The sequence below is a fragment of the Streptomyces roseofulvus genome (assembly GCF_039534915.1).
GTDB classification, from domain to species: Bacteria; Actinomycetota; Actinomycetes; order Streptomycetales; family Streptomycetaceae; genus Streptomyces; species Streptomyces roseofulvus.
Map to the genome: position 1 here is coordinate 3,553,225 of NZ_BAAAWE010000001.1, position 20,840 is coordinate 3,574,064.

A 20,840-nucleotide genomic window follows, 5' to 3' on the forward strand; every position below is an offset into this window, starting at 1 on the left:
CACCGGTCTCCGCAGCACTCTAATCGACCGGGTGTGTCCGTTCGGGGTGCGGACACTTATGTGATCGGACGCCCTTCAGGCCGCTTTTGACCACAGTTCACCCGAGCTTCGCCCGGCGCGCGCGGAGACCCGATTCTCAGCCCTCCACCACCGGCAGCAGCTCCGGCAGATGACCGTCGGAGGCGCGGGCGGCCGCCTGGCGTTCGGCCGGGACCTCGCCGTAGAGGGTGGTCCGGGGACGGGACGGGCGCCCGGCCGCCTCCGCGATCGCCTCCAGGTCGCGGATGGAGCGGTACGAGCCGTAACTCGACCCGGCCATCCGGGAGATGGTCTCCTCCATCAGCGTCCCGCCGAGGTCGTTCGCGCCCGACCGCAGCATCTCCGCCGCGCCCTCCGTACCCAGCTTCACCCAGCTCGTCTGAATGTTGGGGATGTGGGGGTGAAGGAGGAGCCGGGCCATCGCGGTCACGGCGCGGTTGTCGCGGATCGTCGGGCCGGGGCGGGCGATGCCGGCGAGGTAGACGGGCGCGTTGGTGTGGATGAAGGGCAGGGTCACGAACTCCGTGAACCCGCCGGTCCGCTGCTGGATCCCGGCGAGGGTGCGGAGGTGTCCGAGCCAGTGGCGGGGCTGGTCGACGTGCCCGTACATCATGGTCGAGGACGAGCGGATGCCCAGCTCGTGCGCGGTGGTGATCACCTCGATCCAGGTGGCGGTGGGCAGCTTGCCCTTGGTCAGCACCCAGCGGACCTCGTCGTCGAGGATCTCGGCGGCGGTGCCGGGGATCGAGTCGAGCCCGGCCTCCTTCGCCGCCGTCAGCCACTCGCGGACGGACAGGCCGGTGCGGGTGGCGCCGTTGACGACCTCCATGGGCGAGAAGGCGTGCACGTGCATCCCGGGCACCCGCTCCTTGACCGCCCGCGCGATGTCGAAGTACGCGGTGCCGGGCAGGTCCGGGTGGATGCCGCCCTGCATGCAGACCTCGACCGCGCCGACGTCCCACGCCTGCTGCGCGCGGTCGGCGACCTGGTCGAGGGAGAGGGTGTACGCGTCGGCGTCGGTGCGGCGCTGGGCGAAGGCGCAGAAGCGGCAGCCGGTGTAGCAGACGTTGGTGAAGTTGATGTTCCGCGTGACGATGTACGTCACCTCGTCGCCGGAGACGGACTTCCGCACGTCGTCGGCGACCCCGCACAGCGCGTCGAGGGCCGGGCCGTCGGCGTGCAGCAGCGCCAGGGCCTGCGGGTCGGTCAGCCGCGTCGGGTCGTCCGCCGCGACCGCCAGCGCCTCGCGCACGTCGGCGTCGATCCGCTCGGGCCGCATCCCGGGCGCGGCGGCCTCCCGCAGCGCCTCCCAGTCGCCGTACACCTCGTCGAAGTCGGTGCGCCGGTCCCCGGTGCGGCCCTCGGTGTCGACGGCGGTGTGCAGGTCGGTGCGGCCGGCGGCGGTGAAGACCTCGTCCGGCTCCTGCCACGGCAGGCCGCGCACCACCGCGTCCGGGTTCGCCAGGCCCGTCTCCGGGTCGGCCAGCGCCCGCACGTGCGGCACGATCCGCGGGTCCAGCCACGGCTCGCCGCGCCGGACGAACTCCGGGTAGACGCAGAGCCGTTCGCGCAGCTCGAAGCCGGCGGCGCGGGAGCGCGCGGCGAGCTCGTCGATCCGCGGCCACGGCCGCTCGGGGTTGACGTGGTCGATGGTCAGCGGCGAGACGCCGCCCCAGTCGTCGATGCCGGCCGCGATCAGCCGCTCGTACTCGGCGTCCACCAGGTTCGGCGGCGCCTGGAGGCACGCCGACGGCCCCATGATCAGCCGGGCCACGGCCACCGCCGCGACCAGGTCGTCCAGCTCGGCGTCGGGCATCGAGCGCATCGCCGTGTCCGGCTTGGCCCGGAAGTTCTGGATGATCAGCTCCTGGACGCCGTGGTAGGCCCGCGCCACGCGCCGCAGCGCGAACAGCGACTCGGCCCGCTCCTCGTACGTCTCCCCGATCCCCAGGAGCAGCCCCGAGGTGAACGGCACGGACGACCGCCCCGCGTCCTCCAGGACCCGCAGCCGCACGGCCGGTTCCTTGTCCGGGGAGCCGTAGTGCGGGCCGCCGGGCTCGGACCACAGCCGGGTGGCGGTGGTCTCCAGCATCATGCCCATCGACGGCGCGACCGGCTTCAGCCGCTGGAAGTCCGTCCACGACAGCACGCCCGGGTTGAGGTGCGGCAGCAGCCCGGTCTCCTCCAGGATCCGCACCGACATCGCCCGCACGTACGCCAGGGTGTCGTCGTACCCGTGCGCGTCCAGCCACTCCCGCGCCTCCGGCCACCGCTCCTCCGGCTTGTCGCCGAGCGTGATGAGCGCTTCCTTGCAGCCGAGCGCGGCACCGCGCCGGGCGATGTCGAGGACCTCGTCCGGCGACAGGAACATCCCGTGCCCGTCGCGCCGCAGCTTGCCCGGCACGGTGACGAAGGTGCAGTAGTGGCACTTGTCCCGGCACAGCCGGGTCAGGGGTATGAACACGCTCTTCGAGTACGTGATCACCCCGGGCCGCCCGGCCGCCTCCAGGCCGGCGTCCCGCACCCGCCCCGCCACGCCGACCAGCTCGTCCAGGTCCTCGCCGCGCGCCCGCAGCAGCACCGCCGCCTCGCCCACGTCGAGCGCGACGCCGTCCCGCGCCCGCCGCAGAGCCCGCCGCATCGAGTTCCTGGTAGGGGCAACCCCCTGCTGGTCGGCCGCGCGGCCGGTCTGGTGGTCCGTCATACCCCGAGCATACGAGCGGCGCCCCGGCGCCGGGCCGGGGTCCCCGCGGCTCGGCGCCCGTCCGTCACCCCAGGTGCTCCGCGTACGCGTCCAGGACCCGCAGCACCTCCGCCTCCCCGGCCGGCGGCAGCTGGAGGACGGTCTCCTCGCAGCCGAGGTCGGCGTAGTGGGCGAGCTTGCCCGGGGTGGGGAGGACGGCGTACGGGACGACCCGGAGGGACTTCGGGTCGCGGCCCGCCTCCTCCCAGGCCCGGCGCAGGACCGGCAGGGACTCGGTCAGGCCGCGGCCGCCGATCGGCATCCAGCCGTCCGTGTGCTCGGCGATCGCCCGGAAGAGCTTCGGGCCGGCGGCTCCGCCGAGGAGGATCCGGGGCGCGCCGCCCGCCGGTTTCGGCCATGCCTCCGAGGCGCGTACCGAGTAGCCGAACTCTCCTTCGTACGCGGTGGGTTCGGGGGCCCACAGGGCCTTCATCAGGGCGAGCCGGTCGTGCACGAGGGCGCGGCGGGTGGGCCAGTCGACGTTGTGGTCGGCGGCCTCCTCGCGGTTCCAGCCGTAGCCGAGGCCGAGGGTGAGGCGGCCGCCGGAGAGGTGGTCGAGGGTGGCGATCCGCTTGGCGAGGGCGATCGGGTCGTGCTGGGCGAGCAGCGTGATGCCGGTGCCGAGCGCGAGCCGGTCGGTGACGGCCGCGGCCTGGGCGAGGGCGACGTACGGGTCCAGGGTCCGCTCGTACTCGCGGGCGGCCCTGCCGCCCGCCGGGTGCTCGGTGTCCCGGGAGACGGGGATGTGGGTGTGCTCGGGCAGGTAGAGGCCGGCGAAGCCGCGCGCCTCCAGCTCGCGGGCGAGCCGCACGGGCGAGATGGTCTCGTCGGTCAGGAAGATCGTGGTCGAGATCCGCATGACGGCACGGTAGGGGCTGCGGCGCGGGATTCCGAGGGGCCGGACGGCCGTGGTGGCGGCGGGACGAAATCCGGGTGCCCGCCTCCGGCGGCGGGCCTACCGTGGCGCGCGTGCTGAACCGAATCGAGACGTACTACGACGCCGTGCCCCGCTCCTCCGCCCGCGGGGAGGACTTCGGGCCGCTGACCCTGTTCGTGCGCGAGGGCTCCGGCGGCTGGCCCTTCTACGCGCGGCCCGCGCTGGGGCACGAGGGGCCGGTGCCGGTGGCCGCCGTGGAGCGGGTGCGGGCCCGGCAGCGGGAGCTGGGGGTGCCGGAGGCGTTCGAGTGGGTGGCGGAGACGACGCCGGGGCTGCGGACGGCCGTGGAGGAGAGCGGGCTCGTGGTGCACGCGCATCCGCTGATGGTCCTGGACGGCGCGCCGCTCCCCGTGCCGGAGCCGGCGGGGGCGGGGGTGCGGATCGTCGGCGCGGACGATCCGGAGCTGGCGGCGGCCGTCGCCGCCCCGTACGCGGCCTTCGGCGCGGCCCCGGGCCCGGGCGACGCGGCCCGGGTGGCCGCCCGGATCGACGCCGGTCTGACGGTCCTCGCCGCCGGTTTCGACGCGGCGAGCGGGGAGGCCCTGGCGGGCGGCCAGGTGCAGCCCGTCGGGGACGTGGCGGAGATCGTCGGCGTCGGCACCCGTCCGGAGGCCCGGCGCCGGGGCCTGGGGCTCGCGGTGACCGCCGCGCTGGTCGCGGACGCCCGGGCGCGCGGGGCCGGGCTGGTCTTCCTGACGGCCTCGGACGCGGACGTGGAGCGGCTCTACGCCCGCCTCGGCTTCCGCACGGTCGCGACCGCCCTCATCGCCGAGGCGCCGGCTCCCTGACCAGGTGCACGTCCACGCCGTCCTCCGCCTCCCGGGTGAAGCCCATCCGCTCGTAGAGGCGGCGGGCGGCGCTCCCCCGCAGCACGGAGAGCCGGACGGGGGCGGCGGCGGCGTCGGCCCGGTCGAGCAGGTGGCGCAGGACGGCCGTGCCGAGCCCGCGCCCCTGGAGGGCCGGGGCGAGGTAGAAGTGCTCCAGGCAGAGGCCGGTGCCCTCCGGCCGGAGGGTGACGCAGCCGGCGAGCGGCACGCCGGGGATCTCGATCACCGAGGTGTACGCGGCGGAGAACCCGTCCCGCAGCCGCTGCCGGACCCGCCGCTCGTCGTACCGCCCGAGCCGTTCCAGGTCGGCGCGCAGCACGACCGCCCGCAGCTCGGCGACGGCCTCGACGTCCTCGGCCCGCCCGGGCCGCAGCCACCAGTCCGCGCTCCCGTTGCCGTTCCCGTACCGCTCGCTCATGGCGTGATCGTAGGAGCGCCGTCGTAACCGCTGCGGCCCGGTCCCCGTTGGAGCGGTCATGAAGAGGATCCTCACCGCAGCCGCCCTGACCGCCGTCGCCGCCACCGGCGCCCTCGCCTCCGCCGGCACGGCCGCCGCCGACACGGGCGGCCTGAACCTCCCGTCCGTCGTCCCGCTGAGCGGCGTCCTGACCCCGAAGGCCAAGCCCGCCCAGGCCGCCGACATGCCGGCCGCCAACGCGGCGGTGGAGAAGCTGCTGCCGGGGCAGCGCTGACCCGGAGACCCGGAGAACGGACGAAGGCGGCGGTACCCCCCACGGGACCGCCGCCTTCGCGTTTCTGGATGACTCAGGTGTGTGTCCGGATCGGACCGGTCAGTCGGCGACCACCAGGGACGGGGTCTCCTTGGTGAGGACCTCGCCGCGGAAGAAGGCGGGGCTGCGGCGCTGCATGACCAGCATGATGACCACGCCGAGGAGGAGCAGGCCGACGCCGATGACGAAGACCGAGCCGACGCCGAGGACGGCGGAGCCGGAGCCGTAGGCCGGGTCCCACATGTCGTAGAGGGTCTTGCCGAAGACCGCCGTGAGCATCAGGCCGCCGAGGAGCGGCATGAGGCCCTTGAAGGCGAGGTCGCGGACGGAGCGGAAGAGCTCGGCGCGGAAGTACCAGACGCAGGCGAAGGCGGTCAGCGCGTAGTAGAAGCAGATCATCAGGCCGAGGGCGTAGATGGTGTCGACCAGGACGTGCTCGCTGACCAGGGTCATCACCGTGTAGAAGACGCCGGTGGCGACGCCGGCCACGATCGTGGCCTTGCCGGGGGTCTTGAAGACGGGGTGGACCTTGGTGAAGGACTTCGGCAGGGCCTCGTACGTGGACATGGCGAGGACCGTGCGGGCGACCGGGATGAAGGTGGTCTGGAGGCTCGCGGCGGCCGAGGCCAGGACGGCGACGAAGAGGAGGACGCCGAGGGCGGGGCCCATGACCGGGCCGGCGAGGGCGGCGAAGACGTTGTCGGAGGTCTCCGGGTTGGCGAGGCCGAGGCCCTGGTCGCCGGAGCCGACGGCCATCTGCGCGGCGATGCCGGTGGCGAGGTAGGAGCCGACCAGGACGACCATGGCGATGAGCGCGGCGCGGCCGGGGGTCTTGTCGCTGCCGACGGTCTCCTCGTTGGTCGCCATGCAGGCGTCCCAGCCCCAGTACATGAAGATCGAGAGGGAGAGGCCGGCGGTGAAGGCGGCGAAGGACTGGACCGCGAAGGGGTTCATCCAGGACCAGGAGAAGTCGACCGAGGTCTCGAAGGAGCCGGCCTTGGAGAGGGCCAGGGCGACGAAGACGGCGAGGACGACGAGCTGGAGGCCGACGAGGGCGTACTGGACGCCCTTGGTGGCCGTCATGCCGCGGTAGCTGATCGCGGTGGCGACGGCGATGAGGGCGAGGCAGGTGACGATGTGGACGGCCTTGTTGTCGTCCAGGGCGGCGATGGACTCGCTGCCGGTGACCTCGCCCGCCAGGAGCCAGAAGTACGAGGTGGCGACGCCGGCCAGGTTGGAGAGGACGATGATCGTGGCGATCACCAGGCCCCAGCCGCACATCCAGCCGATCTTGGGGCCGAACGCCTTCACGGTCCAGGTGAAGGAGGTGCCGCAGTCGGGCATGGCCTTGTTGAGCTCCCGGTACGCGAAGGCGACGAGGAGCATGGGGAGGAAGCCCGCGAGGAAGACGGCGGGCATCTGGAGGCCGACCTCGCCGGCGGTGGAGCCGAGGGTGGAGGTCAGGCAGTAGACCGGGGCGACGGTCGAGATGCCGATGATCGCGTTTCCGAAGAGGCCGACGCTGTTGCCGCCGAGGCCCTTCTTGCGCACGTCCTGCGTGACGCCCGGGGCGTTGACGCCCCTTACCGTGTCTCCGGCCTGGGGCCGTGCTTCCACCTGAGTCATGAACAGGACGTTAAGTGCTGCGGTTTCCTTATCCGGAGGATCAGACTCCGCTCAGCTGATCGATCAACGCCTTGCATTGCGAGGTCAGATCGGGGCAGCCGCCAATGATTGAAAGATCGACGACCGTACGGGACCGACCAACCGGTAGGTCGACCGGCGGGTGTCCGATATGCGGGAACCGCAGCAAAGCCCGGAATGTCCGTTTCCAAATTTTCCCGAGGAATTTTCCCGCCGTCCGGCCGGGCGGCCGGAACCCTTGGGAGAACTGGGTTCCGGCCTTTGTACCGACCGGTCAGCCCGGCCAGACCACCGCCTGGAGCTCGCTGTAGGCGTGGAGGGCGTACGAGCCCACGTCCCGGCCGACCCCGCTCTTCTTGAAGCCGCCGAACGGCGCCTCCATGTTCCGGCCGACGGTGTTGATCCCGACCCCGCCGGCCCGCAGCCGGGCGGCGACCCGGAAGGCGCGGGCCACGTCCCCGGACCACACGTAGTCGAGCAGGCCGTAGTCGCTGTCGTTGGCGAGGGCGATGCCCTCCTCCTCGTCGTCGAAGGGGACGACCACGACGACCGGGCCGAAGATCTCCTCGCGCACCACCCGCATCTCGCTGGTGCAGTCGGCGAGCAGCGTCGGGGCCACGTAGAAGCCGCGGTCGAGGGCTGGGCGCTCGCCGCCGGCGACGACCGTGGCGCCCTCCTTGCGGCCCAGTTCCACGTACGACTCCACCCGGTCGCGGTGGGCGGCCGAGATCACCGGGCCCACGACCGTGCCCGGCTCGGCCGGGTCGCCGACCTTCATGAAGGCGAGGTAGCCGGTCAGCTTCTCGACCAGCCGCCGGTAGATCCCGCGCTGGGCGAGGACCCGGGTGGGGGCGGTGCAGATCTGGCCGCTGTAGAAGGCGAAGGTGGTGCCGATGCCCAGCACGGCCGAGTCCAGGTCGGCGTCGTCGAAGACGAGCGCGGCGCCCTTGCCGCCGAGCTCCATCAGCTGCCGTTTCACGGCCCGGCCGCAGACCTCGCCGATGGCCTGGCCGACGGCGGTGGAGCCGGTGAAGGAGACCATGTCGACGTCCGGGGAGTCGACGGCGGCCTCGCCGACGGCCGGCGAGGAGCCGGTCACCAGGTTGACCACCCCCGCCGGGACGCCGGCCTCCTCCAGGGCGCGGACCATGGCGACGACGGACAGCGGGTCCTGCGGGGCCGGTTTCACGACGACGGTGTTGCCCATGGCGAGCGCCGGGGCGATCTTGCCGGCCGGGTTGGCCCAGGGGTTGTTGTACGAGGTGATGCAGGTGACGACGCCGACCGGGCGGCGGACCGCGACGGCCCCGAAGACGCCGGCCCGCCCCATCGGGCCGGCCTCGTTGATCTGCGGCGGCAGGGCCTCCTCGACCGGTTCCAGGGCGCCCTTCGCGTACCGCCGGAAACGGGAGGAGCCGACGGCGACCTGCATGCCGCGGGCGGTGGCGGTGGTGGCGCCGGTCTCGGCGCGGGCCAGCAGGGTGTGCGCGTCGGCGTCGCGGGCCATGATCGCGGCGGCCCGGTCGAGGATCGCGGCGCGCTCCTCGGGCCTGGTCCGGGACCAGCGCCCGAAGGCGTCGCGGGCGGCGGCGGCCGCCTCGTACACCTGGGCCCGGGACGCCTCGGGGGCGAGTCCGACGGTCTCCTCGGTGGCCGGGTCGATCACCTCGTAGTGGCCGCCGTCGGGTTCGGTCCACTCGCCGCCGATGAAGAGCTTCTCGGTCCTCACCGGGTGCCCACCGTCCTCGTGTCGCGGCCCGAGCGCAGCACCCTGCCCGGGATCGCCCCGGTCACCTCGTCGTCCCTGACCGTCTCCACGCCGTTGACGCGGACGGAGACGATCCCGACCGCCCGCGAGTCCAGGCGCGGGCTGTCGCCCGGCAGGTCGTGGACGAGGGTCGCCGGTCCCGCGTCGATCCGCTCCGGGTCGAAGAGGACCAGGTCGGCGTGGAAGCCCTCGGCGATCCTGCCCCGCTCGCGGAGGCCGAACAGCCGGGCCGGGTCGTCGCTGAGCATCCGCACGGCCTGCTCCAGCGGCACCAGCTTCCGGCCGCGCAGGCAGTCGCCGAGGAAGCGGGTGGTGTACGGGGCTCCGCACATCCGGTCCAGGTGGGCGCCGGCGTCGGAGCCGCCCAGCATGACGTCCTCGTGCTGCCAGGTCTCGGCGCGCAGCGCCCAGGAGGCCGGGTCGTTGTCGGTGGGCATCGGCCACAGGACGGTCCTGAGGTCGTCGTTGGCGCAGATCTCGACGAGGCACTGGAAGGGGTCCTGGCCGCGTTCGGCGGCGATGTCCCGCACCACCCGGCCGGTCAGGCCCTCGTTCTCGCGGCTGTACGTGTCGCCGATGACGTACCGGCCGAAGTGCGCGAGGCGGCGGAAGACGCCGGCCTCCCTGGAGTCGGCGCGCCGCAGCATCTCGGCCCGGACGTCCGGGTCGCGGAGCTTCGCGATCCGCTCGGGGACCGGCAGGCCGAGGATCTCGCCCCAGCCGGGGATGAGGTTGAGGGCGCAGAAGGTGCCGAGGGACATGTTCATGGGGGTGAGGATCGGCATGGTGAGGGCGACGATCCGGCCGCCGGACTTGCGGGCCCGTTCGGAGGCGGTGAGCTGACGGGGGACGCGCTCGGGGACGGCGGCGTCGATGGTGAGCACGTTCCAGTTGAGGGGCCGTCCGGCGGCGGCGGTCATCTCGACGAAGAGGTCGATCTCGGCGTCGCTGAACTGGTCGAGGCAGCCCGCGAGGATCGCCTCCAGCTGGGTGCCCTCGTGTTCGCCGACCGCCTTCGAGAGGGCGATCAGCTCGGCGGGGCTCGCGTGCCGGGAGGCGACGGGGGCGCCGTCGCCGTCGGAGTGGGTGGACGACTGGGTGGTGGACAGGCCCCAGGCGCCGGCCTCCATGGCCTCCTTGAGGAGGGCGGTCATCCGCGCCAGCTGCTCGGGGGTGGCCTCGCCGCCGACGGCGTCCTCGCCCATCACGTACCGGCGCAGGGCGCAGTGGCCGACCATGAACCCGGCGTTGACGGCGATCCGGCCCTCCAGGGCGTCGAGGTACTCGCCGAAGGTGGACCAGCTCCAGTCGACGCCCTCTTCGAGGGCGGCGAGGGCCATGCCCTCGACCTTGGACATCATGCGGCGGGTGTAGTCGGCGTCCTCGGGCCGGTCCGGGTGGAGCGGGGCGAGGGTGAAGCCGCAGTTGCCGCCGGCGACGGTGGTGACGCCGTGGTTCATGGAGGGGGTGGCGTACGGGTCCCAGAAGAGCTGGGCGTCGTAGTGGGTGTGGGGGTCGACGAAGCCGGGGGCGAGGACGAGTCCGGTGGCGTCCTCGGTGGTGCGGGCCGCCGCGCCGGGAGGCGGGAGCACGATGCGTCCGTCGCGGATGCCGACGTCGGCGACGCGGGCGGGGGCGCCGGTGCCGTCCACGACGGTGGCGCCCTTGATCAGGTGGTCGAGCATGACGTCCCTTTCTGTCCAAGGCCACGCGTGTGCCCCGGCCGGGGCCGCCGCGGAACGGCCGCCGGCCGGGGCGGGTGACGAGCCGCCGACCCGGGAAGCCGGACGGCTCGCGTGTGCGGTTCCGCCGCCCGTTGGGGGCAGGCGTTCCGCGGCCCGGTGTGGGCCGGGGCGGGACGCCTGCCGACACGGGGTGGGTGGGGGCGGGCGCCGTCCCGCCCGGGGGCGGCCCGCTCGGGGCGGCCCGTGCCGGAGGCGGCCCGTGCCGGGGTGCTAGGAGCCGGCCGACTGGCGGAAGCGGGTGGTGCGGTGGATCGGGTCCGTGTCGATCTCGGGGATCACGTGCTCGCCGATCAGCTTGATCGTGTTCATCGTGTCCTCGCACGAGATCCCGATCGGCAGGCCGAACGACAGCTGGTCCGCCCCCGCCTGCTCCCAGCGCCGGCACTGCGCGAGGACCTCCGACGGGTCGCCGCAGATCATCAGCTCCTCCGCGATGAGGAGTTCGATGATCTCGGCCGAGTACTCGGGGAGCAGCTCGGGCCACTCCGGGATGCCCTCGGGCCGGGGGAAGGTGTCGTGGTAGCGGAAGAGCAGGGACTGGAGGTAGTTCAGTCCGCCGCCGACGGCGATCTCGACGGCCTTCTCGTGGGTCTCGGCGCAGATCGCGGTGGAGGTGACCATGACGTTGTCGTTGACGAAGTCGCCGACCGCCTTGGCCTCCTTGATCGCGTTCTTGTAGGACTCGACGACCCACTCCATGTCGGAGACCTTCTGGACGCTGAAGCCGAGGACGCCGAGGCCCATCTTCCCGGCCATGGCGTAGGAGGACGGGGAGCCGGCGGCGTACCACATGGCGGGGTGGGAGGCGCCGTACGGCTTGGGGAGGATCTTGCGGGGCGGCAGGGACCAGTGCTTGCCCTGGAAGCCCTGGTACTCGTCCTGGAGCCACATCTTGGGGAACTCGGCGATGGTCTCCTCCCAGAGTTCCTTGGTGTGGTTCATGTCGGTGATGCCCGGGAAGAAGCCGAGGATCTCGTGGCTGCCCGCGCCCCGGCCGGAGCCGAACTCGAAGCGGCCGGCGGAGAGGTGGTCGAGCATGGCGACCTTCTCCGCGACCTTCACCGGGTGGTTGACCGGGGCGAGCGGGTTGAAGATGCCGGAGCCGAGGTGGATGCGCTCGGTGGCGTGGGCGAGGTAGCCCAGGTAGACGTCGTTGGCCGAGAGGTGCGAGTACTCCTCCAGGAAGTGGTGCTCGGAGGCCCAGGCGTACTTGAAGTTCGACCTGTCGGCCTGGATGACGTACTCGGTCTCCTCCATGAGGGCCTTGTGCTCGGCTTCGGGATCGGTCTCGGCGCGCTTGCCGACGTATCCCTGTACGAAGATCCCGAATTCCACGGAAGTCACCGTCCTCGTGAGTTTCTGACGTGCCGTCAGATTCTTGGATGCGCTGCGCCGTGTCAATACCTGACGGCTCGTCAGGTCAGGTCAGAACAGGGAGACCCCGGCCAGCCAGCCGCCGTCGATCACGAACGGCTGGCCCGTCACGTACGAGGAGTCCTCCGAGGTCAGGAAGAGGGCGAGGGCCGCGACCTCCGCCGGGCGGCCGATCCGGCCGAGCGGCACCAGCGTGCGGTACAGCTCGGCGGTGGCGGCCGGGTCGACCCCCTCCGGGTTGCTCATCGCGGTGTCGATCGCGCCCGGGCAGACCGCGTTGACCCGGATCCCCTTCGGGGCCAGCTCCAGCGCCGCCACCCGGGTCAGGCCGACCACGGCGTGCTTGGAGGCCGCGTAGGCGCCGACCCCCGCCATTCCGGTCAGGCCCGTGTACGAGGCGGTGTTCACGATCGTGCCGCCGCCGGCCGCCGCGATCTCCGGTGCGACCGCCCGGATGCCCAGGAAGCAGCCGGTCTGGTTGACCGAGACGATCGCCTGGAACTCCTCCAGGGGGGTCGAGAGGAGCTCGTTGAAGCGGAGGATGCCGGCGTTGTTCACCAGGGCGTCGATCTTCCCGAACCGCTCCTTGGCGGCGGCCACCGCGTCCGCCCACTCCTCCTCGCGGGTCACGTCCAGGTGGACGTAGGCGGCCCGCTCCTCCCCCAGCTCCTTGGCGAGCGCCTCGCCGGGGCCGTCCAGCACGTCCGCGAGGACCACCCTGGCCCCCTCGGCGGCGAAGAGCCGCGCCTCCTGCTCGCCCTGCCCGCGCGCCGCGCCCGTGACGATCGCGACCCGCCCGTCCAGCTTGCCCATGTGCCCACTCCCTACAGGTGAGGGGCGACCTCCGACCCGAAGGCCGCCATCTGGTCGACGAGTTCGGTGCGGCTCCGGCTGCGGAACCGCACCTGGAGCTGGCCGACGCCCATCGCTCCGTACGCCCGGAGCGAGGCCACCAGCTCCTCCGGCGGGCCGGCGAGGGTGCGCCGGCCGACCTCCCAGCCGGGGGTGCCGACGTACAGCGGCTCGGCGATCGCGCCGTGGACGAAGGGCTCCGCGAGCCCGGCCTCCTCGCGCAGCCGCCGGATCCGCTCGATCCGGCGGGCCAGCACGTCCCGCGGGTCGCCCTGCGGCAGCCAGCCGTCGCCCTTGAGCGCGGCCCGCCGCACCGCCGCCGGGGAGGAGCCGCCCACCCAGACCGGCACCCGCCGCTGCGCGGGCCGCGGCCGCTGCCCGAGGTCCTTGAAGGCGAACCGCTCCCCGAGGTGCTCCGGGTACTCCTCCGGGCCGAGCGCCGCCCGCAGCGCGTCGATCGTCTCGTCGAGGACCGCGCCGCGCCGGGCGAAGTCCGCCCCGACCGCCTCGAACTCCTCCTGCACGTGCCCGGCCCCCACCCCGAGGACCAGCCGGCCGCCGGAGAGGTGGTCGACGGTCGCGTACGCCTTGGCGGTGACCAGCGGATGCCGCAGCCCGACGACGGCGACGTGCGAGAGCAGCCGGACCCGCTCGGTGGCGGCGGCCAGGAAGGAGAGCGTGGCCACCGGGTCGTACCAGACGGTGCCCATCCCGGCGGCGAGCCGGCGCGGGATGGCCACGTGGTCGCAGCAGGCGACGTAGTCGAAGCCGTGCGCGTCGGCGGCCCGGGCGACGGCGAGCAGATCGGCGGGCCCGGCGGCGGCCTCCCAGGGCTCGGCGTAGATCGCGGACTGGGACTGGACGGGCAGCTGCATCCCGTAGACCACCATGGGGACCCCCTTGTCTGACGTACCGTCAGTTATGGCGACGGGGCCATGCTGTCGCCTGACGGGCCATCAGGCAAGGCCTTTGGGGAGCCCCTCTCACCCCTTCGCCGCGTGACGAGCAGGGGCGCTCGCCGCCACCCTCGGGCGACGACCACCTGACAGCATGCCGCATCACCCCGAGCTTGACATGCGGCATCATCTGCTGCACTCTGTGATGCATGGCCACCATGACCCGTAAGAGCGTTCCCCTCGACGCCCTCGTCGAAGAGACGATGGAACGCGTACGCCGCCATGCCAGCCCGGAGAATGCGGCCCTGCGCCAGGTCACCGGGATAAGCGTGAGCGACGACACCTCGGATGCCGAGGTGCTCCGCGCACTGCTCAACGCCGGCCGGGTCGCCGTCCAGGAGAGGGCCTTGGAGAACGGCTACGCGGCACTTGCCGCGGCTCAGGACGACGAAGACCGCGCCTACGCCGCCGCACGTCGTGCTCGCAGGCGAAGCGACGCCGGAGTGGACGAATGACGGAGATCGTTCCCGTGCGCGGGCGGCTGTACCGCGCCGATCTGGGGTTCGGCCTCAAGCCCTGGCTCGTCGTCTCCAACAACGCGCGCAACCAGAAGCTGGACGAATGCCTGGTGGTCCGTATCACCACGAGCGACAAGCCCGACATTGCGAGCATCGTCAGGCTGGGGCCGAATGATCCCGTCGGCGGCCGGATTCTCTGCGATGACCTCGGCCCGATGTACCGGGACGACATCAAGGCCGACCTCGGCGCCCTCTCCGCGCAGACGATGATGCAGGTCGCTACAGCACTACGGCACGTCCTGGCCATCTAGCGCACGCCCCCCGCAGGCGCACTCGGCGGGGGGCGTTCCACGGCATCCAGGGTCACGGCCTCCAGAGGCCCTCCGGCGTCAGGCCCAGCAGGTCGATCGCGTTGCCGCGGACGATCCGCTCGACGACGTCCGGCGCCAGGTGGCCCATCTGCGCCTCGCCGACCTCCTTGGACTGGGGCCAGGTGGAGTCCGAGTGCGGGTAGTCCGTCTCGTAGAGGACGTTCGCCGCGCCGATCGCGTCGAGGTTGCGCAGCCCGAAGGCGTCGTCGAAGAAGCAGCCGAAGACGTGCCCGGCGAAGAGCTCCGACGGCGGCCGGGTGACCTTGTCGGCGACCCCGCCCCACGCGCGGTTCTCCTCCCAGACCACGTCCGCCCGCTCCAGGATGTACGGGATCCAGCCGATCTGGCCCTCCGCGTACATGATCCGCAGGTTCGGGAAGCGCTCGAACTTGCCGCTCATCAGCCAGTCGACCATCGAGAAGCAGCAGTTGGCGAAGGTGATCGTGGAGCCCACCGCCGGCGGGGCGTCCGCCGAGGTGGACGGCATCCGGCTGGACGAGCCGATGTGCATCGCGACGACCGTGCCGGTCTCGTCGCAGGCCCGGAGGAAGGGGTCCCAGTGGTCGGTGTGGACCGAGGGCAGCCCCAGGTGCGGCGGGATCTCGGAGAAGGCGACCGCCCGCACGCCCCGCGCCGCGTTCCGCCGCACCTCGGCGGCGGCCAGCTCGGGGTCCCACAGCGGGATGAGGGTCAGCGGGATGAGCCGGCCGTGCGCCTCGGGGCCGCACCACTCCTCGACCATCCAGTCGTTGTACGCGCGGACGCAGAGGAGCCCGAGCTCGCGGTCGGCCGCCTCGGTGAAGGTCTGGCCGCAGAAGCGCGGGAAGGTCGGGAAGCAGAGCGCGGACTGGACGTGGTTGACGTCCATGTCGGCGAGCCGGTCCGGGACGGAGAAGGAGCCCGGGCGCATCTGCTCGTAGGTGATGACTTCGAGGCGTATCTCGTCCCGGTCGTAGCCGACGGCCGTGTCGAGCCGGGTGAGGGGACGGTGAAGGTCTTCGTAGACCCACCAGTCGCCGATCGGCCCGTCGTCGCCCGGCGCGCCCATGACCGGCGCGAACCTGCCGCCGAGGAAGGTCATCTCCTTCAGCGGGGCGCGGACGATCCGCGGGCCGGTGTCGCGGTACCGGGAGGGGAGCCGGTCGCGCCAGACGTGCGGGGGCTCCACGGTGTGGTCGTCCACCGAGATGATCCTGGGGAAGGTCTCCTGGGTCTCCATGTCCTTCACGGTAGCGCCGATCTGACGAACCGTCAGCTGTTGTGCCGGCCGGTACCGGTCACAGCTCCTCCACAACGGCGCCCCGATGCTGACGCGCTCCCTCCGGACAAGGCAGACTGTCCGGGGCGATACCACCGGTAGGGGCAGGGGGAGCCATGGGTCAGGACAACGGGCCGCGCGTCCCGGCGCAGGGCCCCGGCGGGCACGGAGCCGGGCCCGGATCCGGCGTGCCGCGGCAGCGCGCCGGGACGGCCGGAGCCGCCACGGGACCGGCGGCCGACGCTCCGGCCGGGGCGGTCCCGGAGGAGCGTCACGCCGGCGCCGACACCGGCACCGGGCTGCGGTTCGGCGTGCTCGGGCCCGTACGGGCCTGGCGGGACGGGGAGGCCCTGGCCACCGGCTCGCCCCAGCAGCGGGCCCTGCTCGCCGCCCTGCTCCTGCGCAGCGGCCGCACCGCCACCGCCGCCGAGCTCATCGACGCGCTCTGGGGCGAGGAACCCCCCTCCCAGGCGCTCGCCGCCCTCCGCACGTACGCCTCGCGGCTCCGCAAGGTCCTCGGCGCCGAGGTGCTGGTCAGCGAGTCCGGCGGCTACGCGCTGCGGACCACCGCGCTCGACCTCACCCGCGCCCGGGAGCTGGCCGCCGAGGCCGAGAAGCTGCGGGCCGCCGGCGACCGGACCGCCGCCCGCGCCCGGCTCGCCGAGGCCCTCGACCTGTGGGACGGAGAGGTCCTGGCCTCCGTCCCCGGGCCGTACGCCGACGCGCAGCGGACCCGCCTGGAGGAGTGGCGGCTCACCCTCCTGGAGACCCGCGTCGACATCGACCTGGAGATCGGCGCGCACGCCGAGGCCGTCTCCGAACTGACCGCGCTCACCGCCGCACACCCGCTGCGCGAGCGGCTGCGCGAACTGCTGATGCTCGCGCTCTACCGCAGCGGACGGCAGGCGGAGGCCCTCGCCGTGTACGCCGACACCCGCCGGCTCCTCGCCGACGAGCTCGGCGTCGACCCGACCCCCGAACTCTCCCGGCTCCAGCAGCGCATCCTCCAGGGCGACACCGAACTGGCCCGCCCCGTCGAGGAACAGGCCCCCGCCGCCGCGCCGGTCGCCCGCCCCGCCCAGCTCCCCGCGACCGTCGCCGACTTCACCGGCCGGACCGCGTTCGTCCGCGAACTCGGCGCGCGGCTCGCCACCGCCGAGGGCTCCGTGATGGCGGTCTCGGCGCTGGCCGGCATCGGCGGCGTCGGCAAGACGACCCTCGCCGTGCACGTGGCCCACGAGGCCCGGCCGCACTTCCCCGACGGGCAGCTGTACGTCGACCTCCAGGGCGCGGGCGCCCGCGCCGCCGCGCCCGAGACCGTCCTCGGCTCCTTCCTGCGCGCCCTCGGCACGCCCGACTCGGCCATCCCCGACTCCCTGGAGGACCGGGCGGCCCTCTACCGCTCGACGCTGGACGGCCGCCGCGTGCTGATCCTGCTCGACAACGCCCGGGACGCCGCCCAGATCCGCCCCCTGCTGCCCGGCACGGCCGGCTGCGCCGCGCTCGTCACCAGCCGCATCCGCATGGTCGACCTGGCGGGCGCGCACCTCGTGGACCTGGATGTGATGTCCCCCGAGGAGGCGCTCCAGCTCTTCACCCGGATCGTCGGCGAGGAGCGGGTGCGGGCGGAGCGGGAGGCGGCGCTGGACGTGGTGGCCGCCTGCGGCTTCCTCCCCCTGGCGATCCGCATCGCCGCCTCGCGCCTGGCGGCCCGCCGCACCTGGACGGTGTCGGTCCTGGCCGCGAAGCTGGCCGACGAGCGCCGCCGGCTCGACGAGCTCCAGGCGGGCGACCTCGCGGTCAAGGCGACCTTCGAGCTCGGCTACGGGCAGCTGGAGCCGGCCCAGGCGCGCGCCTTCCGCCTGCTGGGCCTCGCGGACGGCCCCGACATCTCCCTGGCAGCGGCGGCGGCCGTCCTCGACCTCCCCCTCTGGGACACCGAGGACCTCCTGGAGGCCCTGGTCGACACGTCCCTCCTGGAGTCGGCCGCGCCCGGCCGCTACCGCTACCACGACCTGCTCCGCCTGTACGCGCGCGCGTGCGCCGACCGGGACGAGCACCCGCCGACGGAGAAGGAGGCGGCGCTCTCCCGGCTCCTCGACTTCTACCTGTCGACGGCGGCCCGGGTGTACGCCATCGAGCGCCCCGGCGACCGGCTCGTCGACCACCTGGAGCGCACCGAGTACGAAGGTCTGGCCTTCACCGACCGCCACGACGCGCAGGACTGGCTCTACGCCGAGTCCCACTGCCTCCTCGCCTGCGTCCGCCAGTCCGCCGCCTCCCCCACGACCCTCCGCCGCGCGGTGGACCTCCTGTGGGCGTCCCTGGACCTGGCGGAGTCCGGCGCCAACTCCAAGGAGTACGAGGCGGTGGCGACGGTCCTGCGGGAGGCGGCGGCGAAGACGGGCGACGTACGGGCGGAGGGGCGCGCGGCCAACACGCTGGCGTACGTCCACCACTACCAGGGCCGCTTCGACCAGGCGGAACAGGAGGCGGCGGAGGTGACGGAGCTCGCGGGGTCCGTGGACGACCCCCTGCCCGTCTGCTGGGCGCTGAACGCCCGGGGGGCCATCGCCCACTACCAGGCGCGGTTCGGCGACGCCGACGAGCACCTGACCCGGGCCATCGCCGAGTTCCGTGCGGCGGAGGACCGTGCCGGAGAAGCCGCCGCCCTGTGCAACCTCTCCCGCATCCGTCTCGCGACGGGGCGCAAGGAGGACGCCATCCGCATGGCCCAGCAAGGGGCCGACATGTACGAGGAGATGGGCCACGCCCTCAAGGGCGCCAACGGGCGCTACGCGCTCGGCCTCGCCCTCACCGAGGGCGGACGCCTGGACGCCGCGCGCGACCAGCTGCACGGCGCGCTGAGCGTCTTCGTCGACAGCCGCCAGCGGCTGTGGGAGGGCATGACCCTGTTCCGGATCGCCGAGGTCGAGATCGCCGCCGGCCGCTACGGCGTGGCGGCGGCCGGCGCGGAGAAGGCGCTGACCGTCCTCAGGGGCATCGGCGGCGAGTGGCGGCGCGGGAACGTCCTCACCGTCCTCGGCAAGGCCCTGCACGGGCTCGGTCAGTCGGGGCGCGCCCAGGTCTGCTGGCAGGAGGCCCTGGACATCTACCAGGAGCTGGGCTCGCCGGAGGCCGCCGAGGTGAAGGCCCTCCTGTCCCCGCCGCTCGTGGCCTGACCTCGGGCTTCGGGGCCGTTCATCATTCGTTTATCGCCACCCGGCAGAGTCTTCCTCAACGATCCGTCGTGTCGGGGGGCAGACGGGTCGGGAAGAGAGGTCGTCAGCCCGGCGCACTAGGGTGAGCGATTCCGAGGGGCCCGTCCGTCCGGCCACGGGGGAACGGCTGGGCGGGCCCCGATCACCAGCACACGAAGTCATCCACCTGGAGGGGACCGTCATGGCCGACACCAACGCCACCGACCCGATCGCCACGCCCGAGAACCTGCACATCACCGGTGAGGGCACCGAGGCCGTCGGCACCAAGAACCTGCACATCACCTCCGAGCCGGCCGACGCCATCGCGGACAAGGTGCTCGGCGAGGGCGGCGCCTCGACGGACAACCTCCACATCACGTCGGAGCCGGCCAAGTAGACCACTCCCCACGGGGATATCGGCACCGGCGGCGACTTCGGGGGAGCTGCCGGGGCCACCCACAGGGGGCCCGGTCGACGGGGGAGCACACGGTCCCGGGGGACTCCGGACGGAACCAGGGGGGATTCGTCCGGCAGGGACCGCGAGCAACGCGATCGGACCGCCGACGGAAGGGGCCGGGCATCTGCCCGGCCCCTTCCGCCTGTATCCGGCCACCTGACGAAGTAGGCCGTTCCACTTCGCGGACGGGAAGCCCCGCCACGAGGATCGATCCGCCCGATTCCCACCCCTTCATGAGGAGCCCTTCATGAGCCGCACGAAGCGTCTCGTCGCCCTCGCGGTCGTCGCCACCGCGCTGGCCTTCGGCGCGGCCGCACCCGCGTCGGCGAACATGCACATCACCGGCACCACCGCCTACGACGGCCTCCGCGCCGGCTGACCGTCCGCCGGGAAGCGGGCCACCAGCAGGGCGCCTCGTTCGCCCGGGTCCTCGATCGTGAGGGTGCCGCCGTGGTGGTGGCGAGGTCTCTGGCGATGGGGAGGCCCAGGCCGGCGCCGCCGGTGGTGCGGGTGCGGGTGGCGTCGAGGCGGGTGAAGCGGTCGAAGACCGCTCGGAGCCGTCCTCCTGCTCCTGCCCCTCCAGCCGACCGCCCGGCTCGCGGCGCCGGGGCTGCTCGACCGGGAGCCGGCCGTGGAGTGGCTGGTCCTGGACCGGGCGGACGGGTTCCCGGCGGGGGCGACGGACGGGGTGCTGCGGGAGGCGGCCTCGGACCCGGCGTGGCGGGTGCTGCGGGACGAGGCCGGGATCGTCCTCCTCGCCCGGGCGGGGTGAGCGGTCAGCCGCGGGCGTAGGAGCCGAGGCCGACGAGGCAGTAGACGTACTCGCTGATGGTGGTGCCGTTCATGGTGTAGCGGTGCGAGAAGGCGTACTCGGTCTTGGGGTTGGCGTTGCACCTGTTCATGTCGGAGGTGAAGGGGAAGGTCTGGATGACCTTGTAGTGGGCGTCCGAGGCCGAGCAGGGGACCTCCTCGACGCCGCTGACGGACTGGGCGGTCTCGGAGTCCGGCAGGGTGCCGTTGAGGCAGGTGCCCTTGTCGTACGGGTCGGGCTCCTCCTCGGTGGGGGTGGCGGTCGCGGTGGGGGCGAGGTCGCCGAGGTCGAGGCTGGGGAAGGGCGAGACGGAGAAGGTGGGGACGGTGGGCCGGGCGTCGGGCGTGTCCTTGTCGTCGTTGGCGTCGAGGAGGTACAGGCCGCCGATGATCCCGCCGATGACGAGCAGCGGGACGAGGCAGCCGGCGACGCCGGACCTGCGCTGCTGGGGGGTCTGGCCGCCGGCGACGGTGATGCGGAGGAGGACGGTCCCGCCGGCCAGCTGGACCGGGACGAGGTCGCCGTGGCGGCAGGGCGGGACGTGGAGCTGGGTGGGGCCGCCGGGCAGGGTGACCGGGATGACGACTCCGGTGGCGGCCTGCTGCGGGGTGAGGGTGAGGGGGATCTCCTGCGTGGACACCTGCTGCTCCTCGGGTCGGAGGGGGACGG

The 20,840-nt window shown here is 73.2% G+C and carries 19 protein-coding genes; 8 read left to right on the forward strand and 11 right to left on the reverse strand.

What is annotated here, in order from left to right; genetic code table 11:
* Window positions 1–136: 136 nt before the first annotated feature.
* Both ABFY03_RS16220 and ABFY03_RS16225 read right to left on the reverse strand, forming a co-directional pair.
* The gene (locus tag ABFY03_RS16220) at window positions 137–2,743 is read right to left on the reverse strand and encodes a bifunctional FO biosynthesis protein CofGH (RefSeq protein WP_346170202.1); all 2,607 of its coding nucleotides are present in this window, start codon (window positions 2,741–2,743) and stop codon (window positions 137–139) included.
* A gap of 64 nt (window positions 2,744–2,807) precedes the next feature.
* Complete coding sequence (locus ABFY03_RS16225) at window positions 2,808–3,641, reverse strand: TIGR03619 family F420-dependent LLM class oxidoreductase (RefSeq protein WP_319008586.1); 834 nt, start codon at window positions 3,639–3,641, stop codon at window positions 2,808–2,810.
* Window positions 3,642–3,742: 101 nt separating this feature from the next.
* Here ABFY03_RS16225 and ABFY03_RS16230 point away from each other — a divergent pair, with 101 nt between their 5' ends.
* Window positions 3,743–4,507, forward strand: a complete 765-nt coding sequence (locus ABFY03_RS16230) for a GNAT family N-acetyltransferase (RefSeq protein ID WP_346170203.1) — start codon at window positions 3,743–3,745, stop codon at window positions 4,505–4,507.
* Here the strand turns inward: ABFY03_RS16230 and ABFY03_RS16235 are convergent.
* Window positions 4,482–4,964, reverse strand: a complete 483-nt coding sequence (locus tag ABFY03_RS16235) for a GNAT family N-acetyltransferase (protein WP_346170204.1) — start codon at window positions 4,962–4,964, stop codon at window positions 4,482–4,484. The genes ABFY03_RS16230 and ABFY03_RS16235 overlap by 26 nt on opposite strands.
* Before the next feature lie 58 nt (window positions 4,965–5,022).
* On the opposite strand from ABFY03_RS16235, the gene ABFY03_RS16240 reads away from it, so the two are divergent.
* Window positions 5,023–5,238 carry a hypothetical protein gene (locus ABFY03_RS16240; RefSeq protein ID WP_319008583.1) on the forward strand — a complete coding sequence of 72 codons (216 nt, stop codon included), beginning with the start codon at window positions 5,023–5,025 and terminating at the stop codon, window positions 5,236–5,238.
* Between the two features lie 99 nt (window positions 5,239–5,337).
* On the opposite strand, the gene ABFY03_RS16245 is transcribed toward ABFY03_RS16240, so the two are convergent.
* The 6 genes from ABFY03_RS16245 to ABFY03_RS16270 all read right to left on the reverse strand — a co-directional run bounded on the left by ABFY03_RS16245 (window position 5,338) and on the right by ABFY03_RS16270 (window position 13,550).
* Window positions 5,338–6,903 carry an APC family permease gene (locus ABFY03_RS16245; RefSeq protein ID WP_319008582.1) on the reverse strand — a complete coding sequence of 522 codons (1,566 nt, stop codon included), beginning with the start codon at window positions 6,901–6,903 and terminating at the stop codon, window positions 5,338–5,340.
* 292 nt (window positions 6,904–7,195) lie between these two features.
* On the reverse strand, window positions 7,196–8,650 hold the full coding sequence (locus ABFY03_RS16250; protein ID WP_346170205.1) for an aldehyde dehydrogenase family protein: 1,455 nt from the start codon (window positions 8,648–8,650) through the stop codon (window positions 7,196–7,198).
* The gene (locus tag ABFY03_RS16255) at window positions 8,647–10,374 is read right to left on the reverse strand and encodes an N-acyl-D-amino-acid deacylase family protein (protein ID WP_346170206.1); all 1,728 of its coding nucleotides are present in this window, start codon (window positions 10,372–10,374) and stop codon (window positions 8,647–8,649) included. Before ABFY03_RS16255 ends, ABFY03_RS16250 begins: the two co-directional genes overlap by 4 nt.
* Window positions 10,375–10,644: 270 nt before the next feature.
* A complete protein-coding gene (locus tag ABFY03_RS16260; protein ID WP_346170207.1) occupies window positions 10,645–11,769 on the reverse strand; it encodes an LLM class flavin-dependent oxidoreductase in 1,125 nt (374 codons plus the stop codon).
* 90 nt (window positions 11,770–11,859) lie between these two features.
* Window positions 11,860–12,621: an SDR family NAD(P)-dependent oxidoreductase gene (locus tag ABFY03_RS16265; RefSeq protein WP_346170208.1), complete on the reverse strand. Its 762-nt coding sequence runs from the start codon at window positions 12,619–12,621 to the stop codon at window positions 11,860–11,862.
* An 11-nt stretch (window positions 12,622–12,632) separates the two neighbouring features.
* Window positions 12,633–13,550 (reverse strand): TIGR03619 family F420-dependent LLM class oxidoreductase, encoded by a 918-nt coding sequence (locus ABFY03_RS16270; RefSeq protein ID WP_346170209.1) that lies wholly within the window; start codon window positions 13,548–13,550, stop codon window positions 12,633–12,635.
* A 215-nt stretch (window positions 13,551–13,765) separates the two neighbouring features.
* Here ABFY03_RS16270 and ABFY03_RS16275 point away from each other — a divergent pair, with 215 nt between their 5' ends.
* Entirely contained in the window at window positions 13,766–14,071 is a 306-nt protein-coding gene (locus tag ABFY03_RS16275; RefSeq protein WP_319008576.1) for a hypothetical protein, read from the forward strand.
* Complete coding sequence (locus ABFY03_RS16280) at window positions 14,068–14,385, forward strand: type II toxin-antitoxin system PemK/MazF family toxin (RefSeq protein ID WP_319008575.1); 318 nt, start codon at window positions 14,068–14,070, stop codon at window positions 14,383–14,385. The genes ABFY03_RS16275 and ABFY03_RS16280 overlap by 4 nt, the downstream gene beginning before the upstream one ends.
* A 52-nt stretch (window positions 14,386–14,437) precedes the next feature.
* On the opposite strand, the gene ABFY03_RS16285 is transcribed toward ABFY03_RS16280, so the two are convergent.
* A complete protein-coding gene (locus ABFY03_RS16285) occupies window positions 14,438–15,664 on the reverse strand; it encodes an amidohydrolase family protein (RefSeq protein ID WP_319008574.1) in 1,227 nt (408 codons plus the stop codon).
* A 155-nt stretch (window positions 15,665–15,819) separates the two neighbouring features.
* On the opposite strand from ABFY03_RS16285, the gene afsR reads away from it, so the two are divergent.
* The 4 genes from afsR (at window position 15,820) to ABFY03_RS16310 (ending at window position 20,132) form a co-directional block, all read left to right on the forward strand.
* Window positions 15,820–18,885 (forward strand): SARP-family global regulator AfsR, encoded by a 3,066-nt coding sequence (afsR, locus tag ABFY03_RS16290; protein ID WP_346170210.1) that lies wholly within the window; start codon window positions 15,820–15,822, stop codon window positions 18,883–18,885.
* 220 nt (window positions 18,886–19,105) lie between these two features.
* Window positions 19,106–19,300 (forward strand): hypothetical protein, encoded by a 195-nt coding sequence (locus ABFY03_RS16295; protein WP_319008572.1) that lies wholly within the window; start codon window positions 19,106–19,108, stop codon window positions 19,298–19,300.
* A gap of 307 nt (window positions 19,301–19,607) precedes the next feature.
* Complete coding sequence (locus ABFY03_RS16300; RefSeq protein ID WP_346170211.1) at window positions 19,608–19,739, forward strand: hypothetical protein; 132 nt, start codon at window positions 19,608–19,610, stop codon at window positions 19,737–19,739.
* A gap of 252 nt (window positions 19,740–19,991) precedes the next feature.
* Window positions 19,992–20,132, forward strand: a complete 141-nt coding sequence (locus ABFY03_RS16310) for a hypothetical protein (RefSeq protein WP_346170212.1) — start codon at window positions 19,992–19,994, stop codon at window positions 20,130–20,132.
* 4 nt (window positions 20,133–20,136) lie between these two features.
* On the opposite strand, the gene ABFY03_RS16315 is transcribed toward ABFY03_RS16310, so the two are convergent.
* On the reverse strand, window positions 20,137–20,811 hold the full coding sequence (locus tag ABFY03_RS16315) for an LppU/SCO3897 family protein (protein ID WP_319008567.1): 675 nt from the start codon (window positions 20,809–20,811) through the stop codon (window positions 20,137–20,139).
* Between the last annotated feature and the right edge of the window lie 29 nt (window positions 20,812–20,840).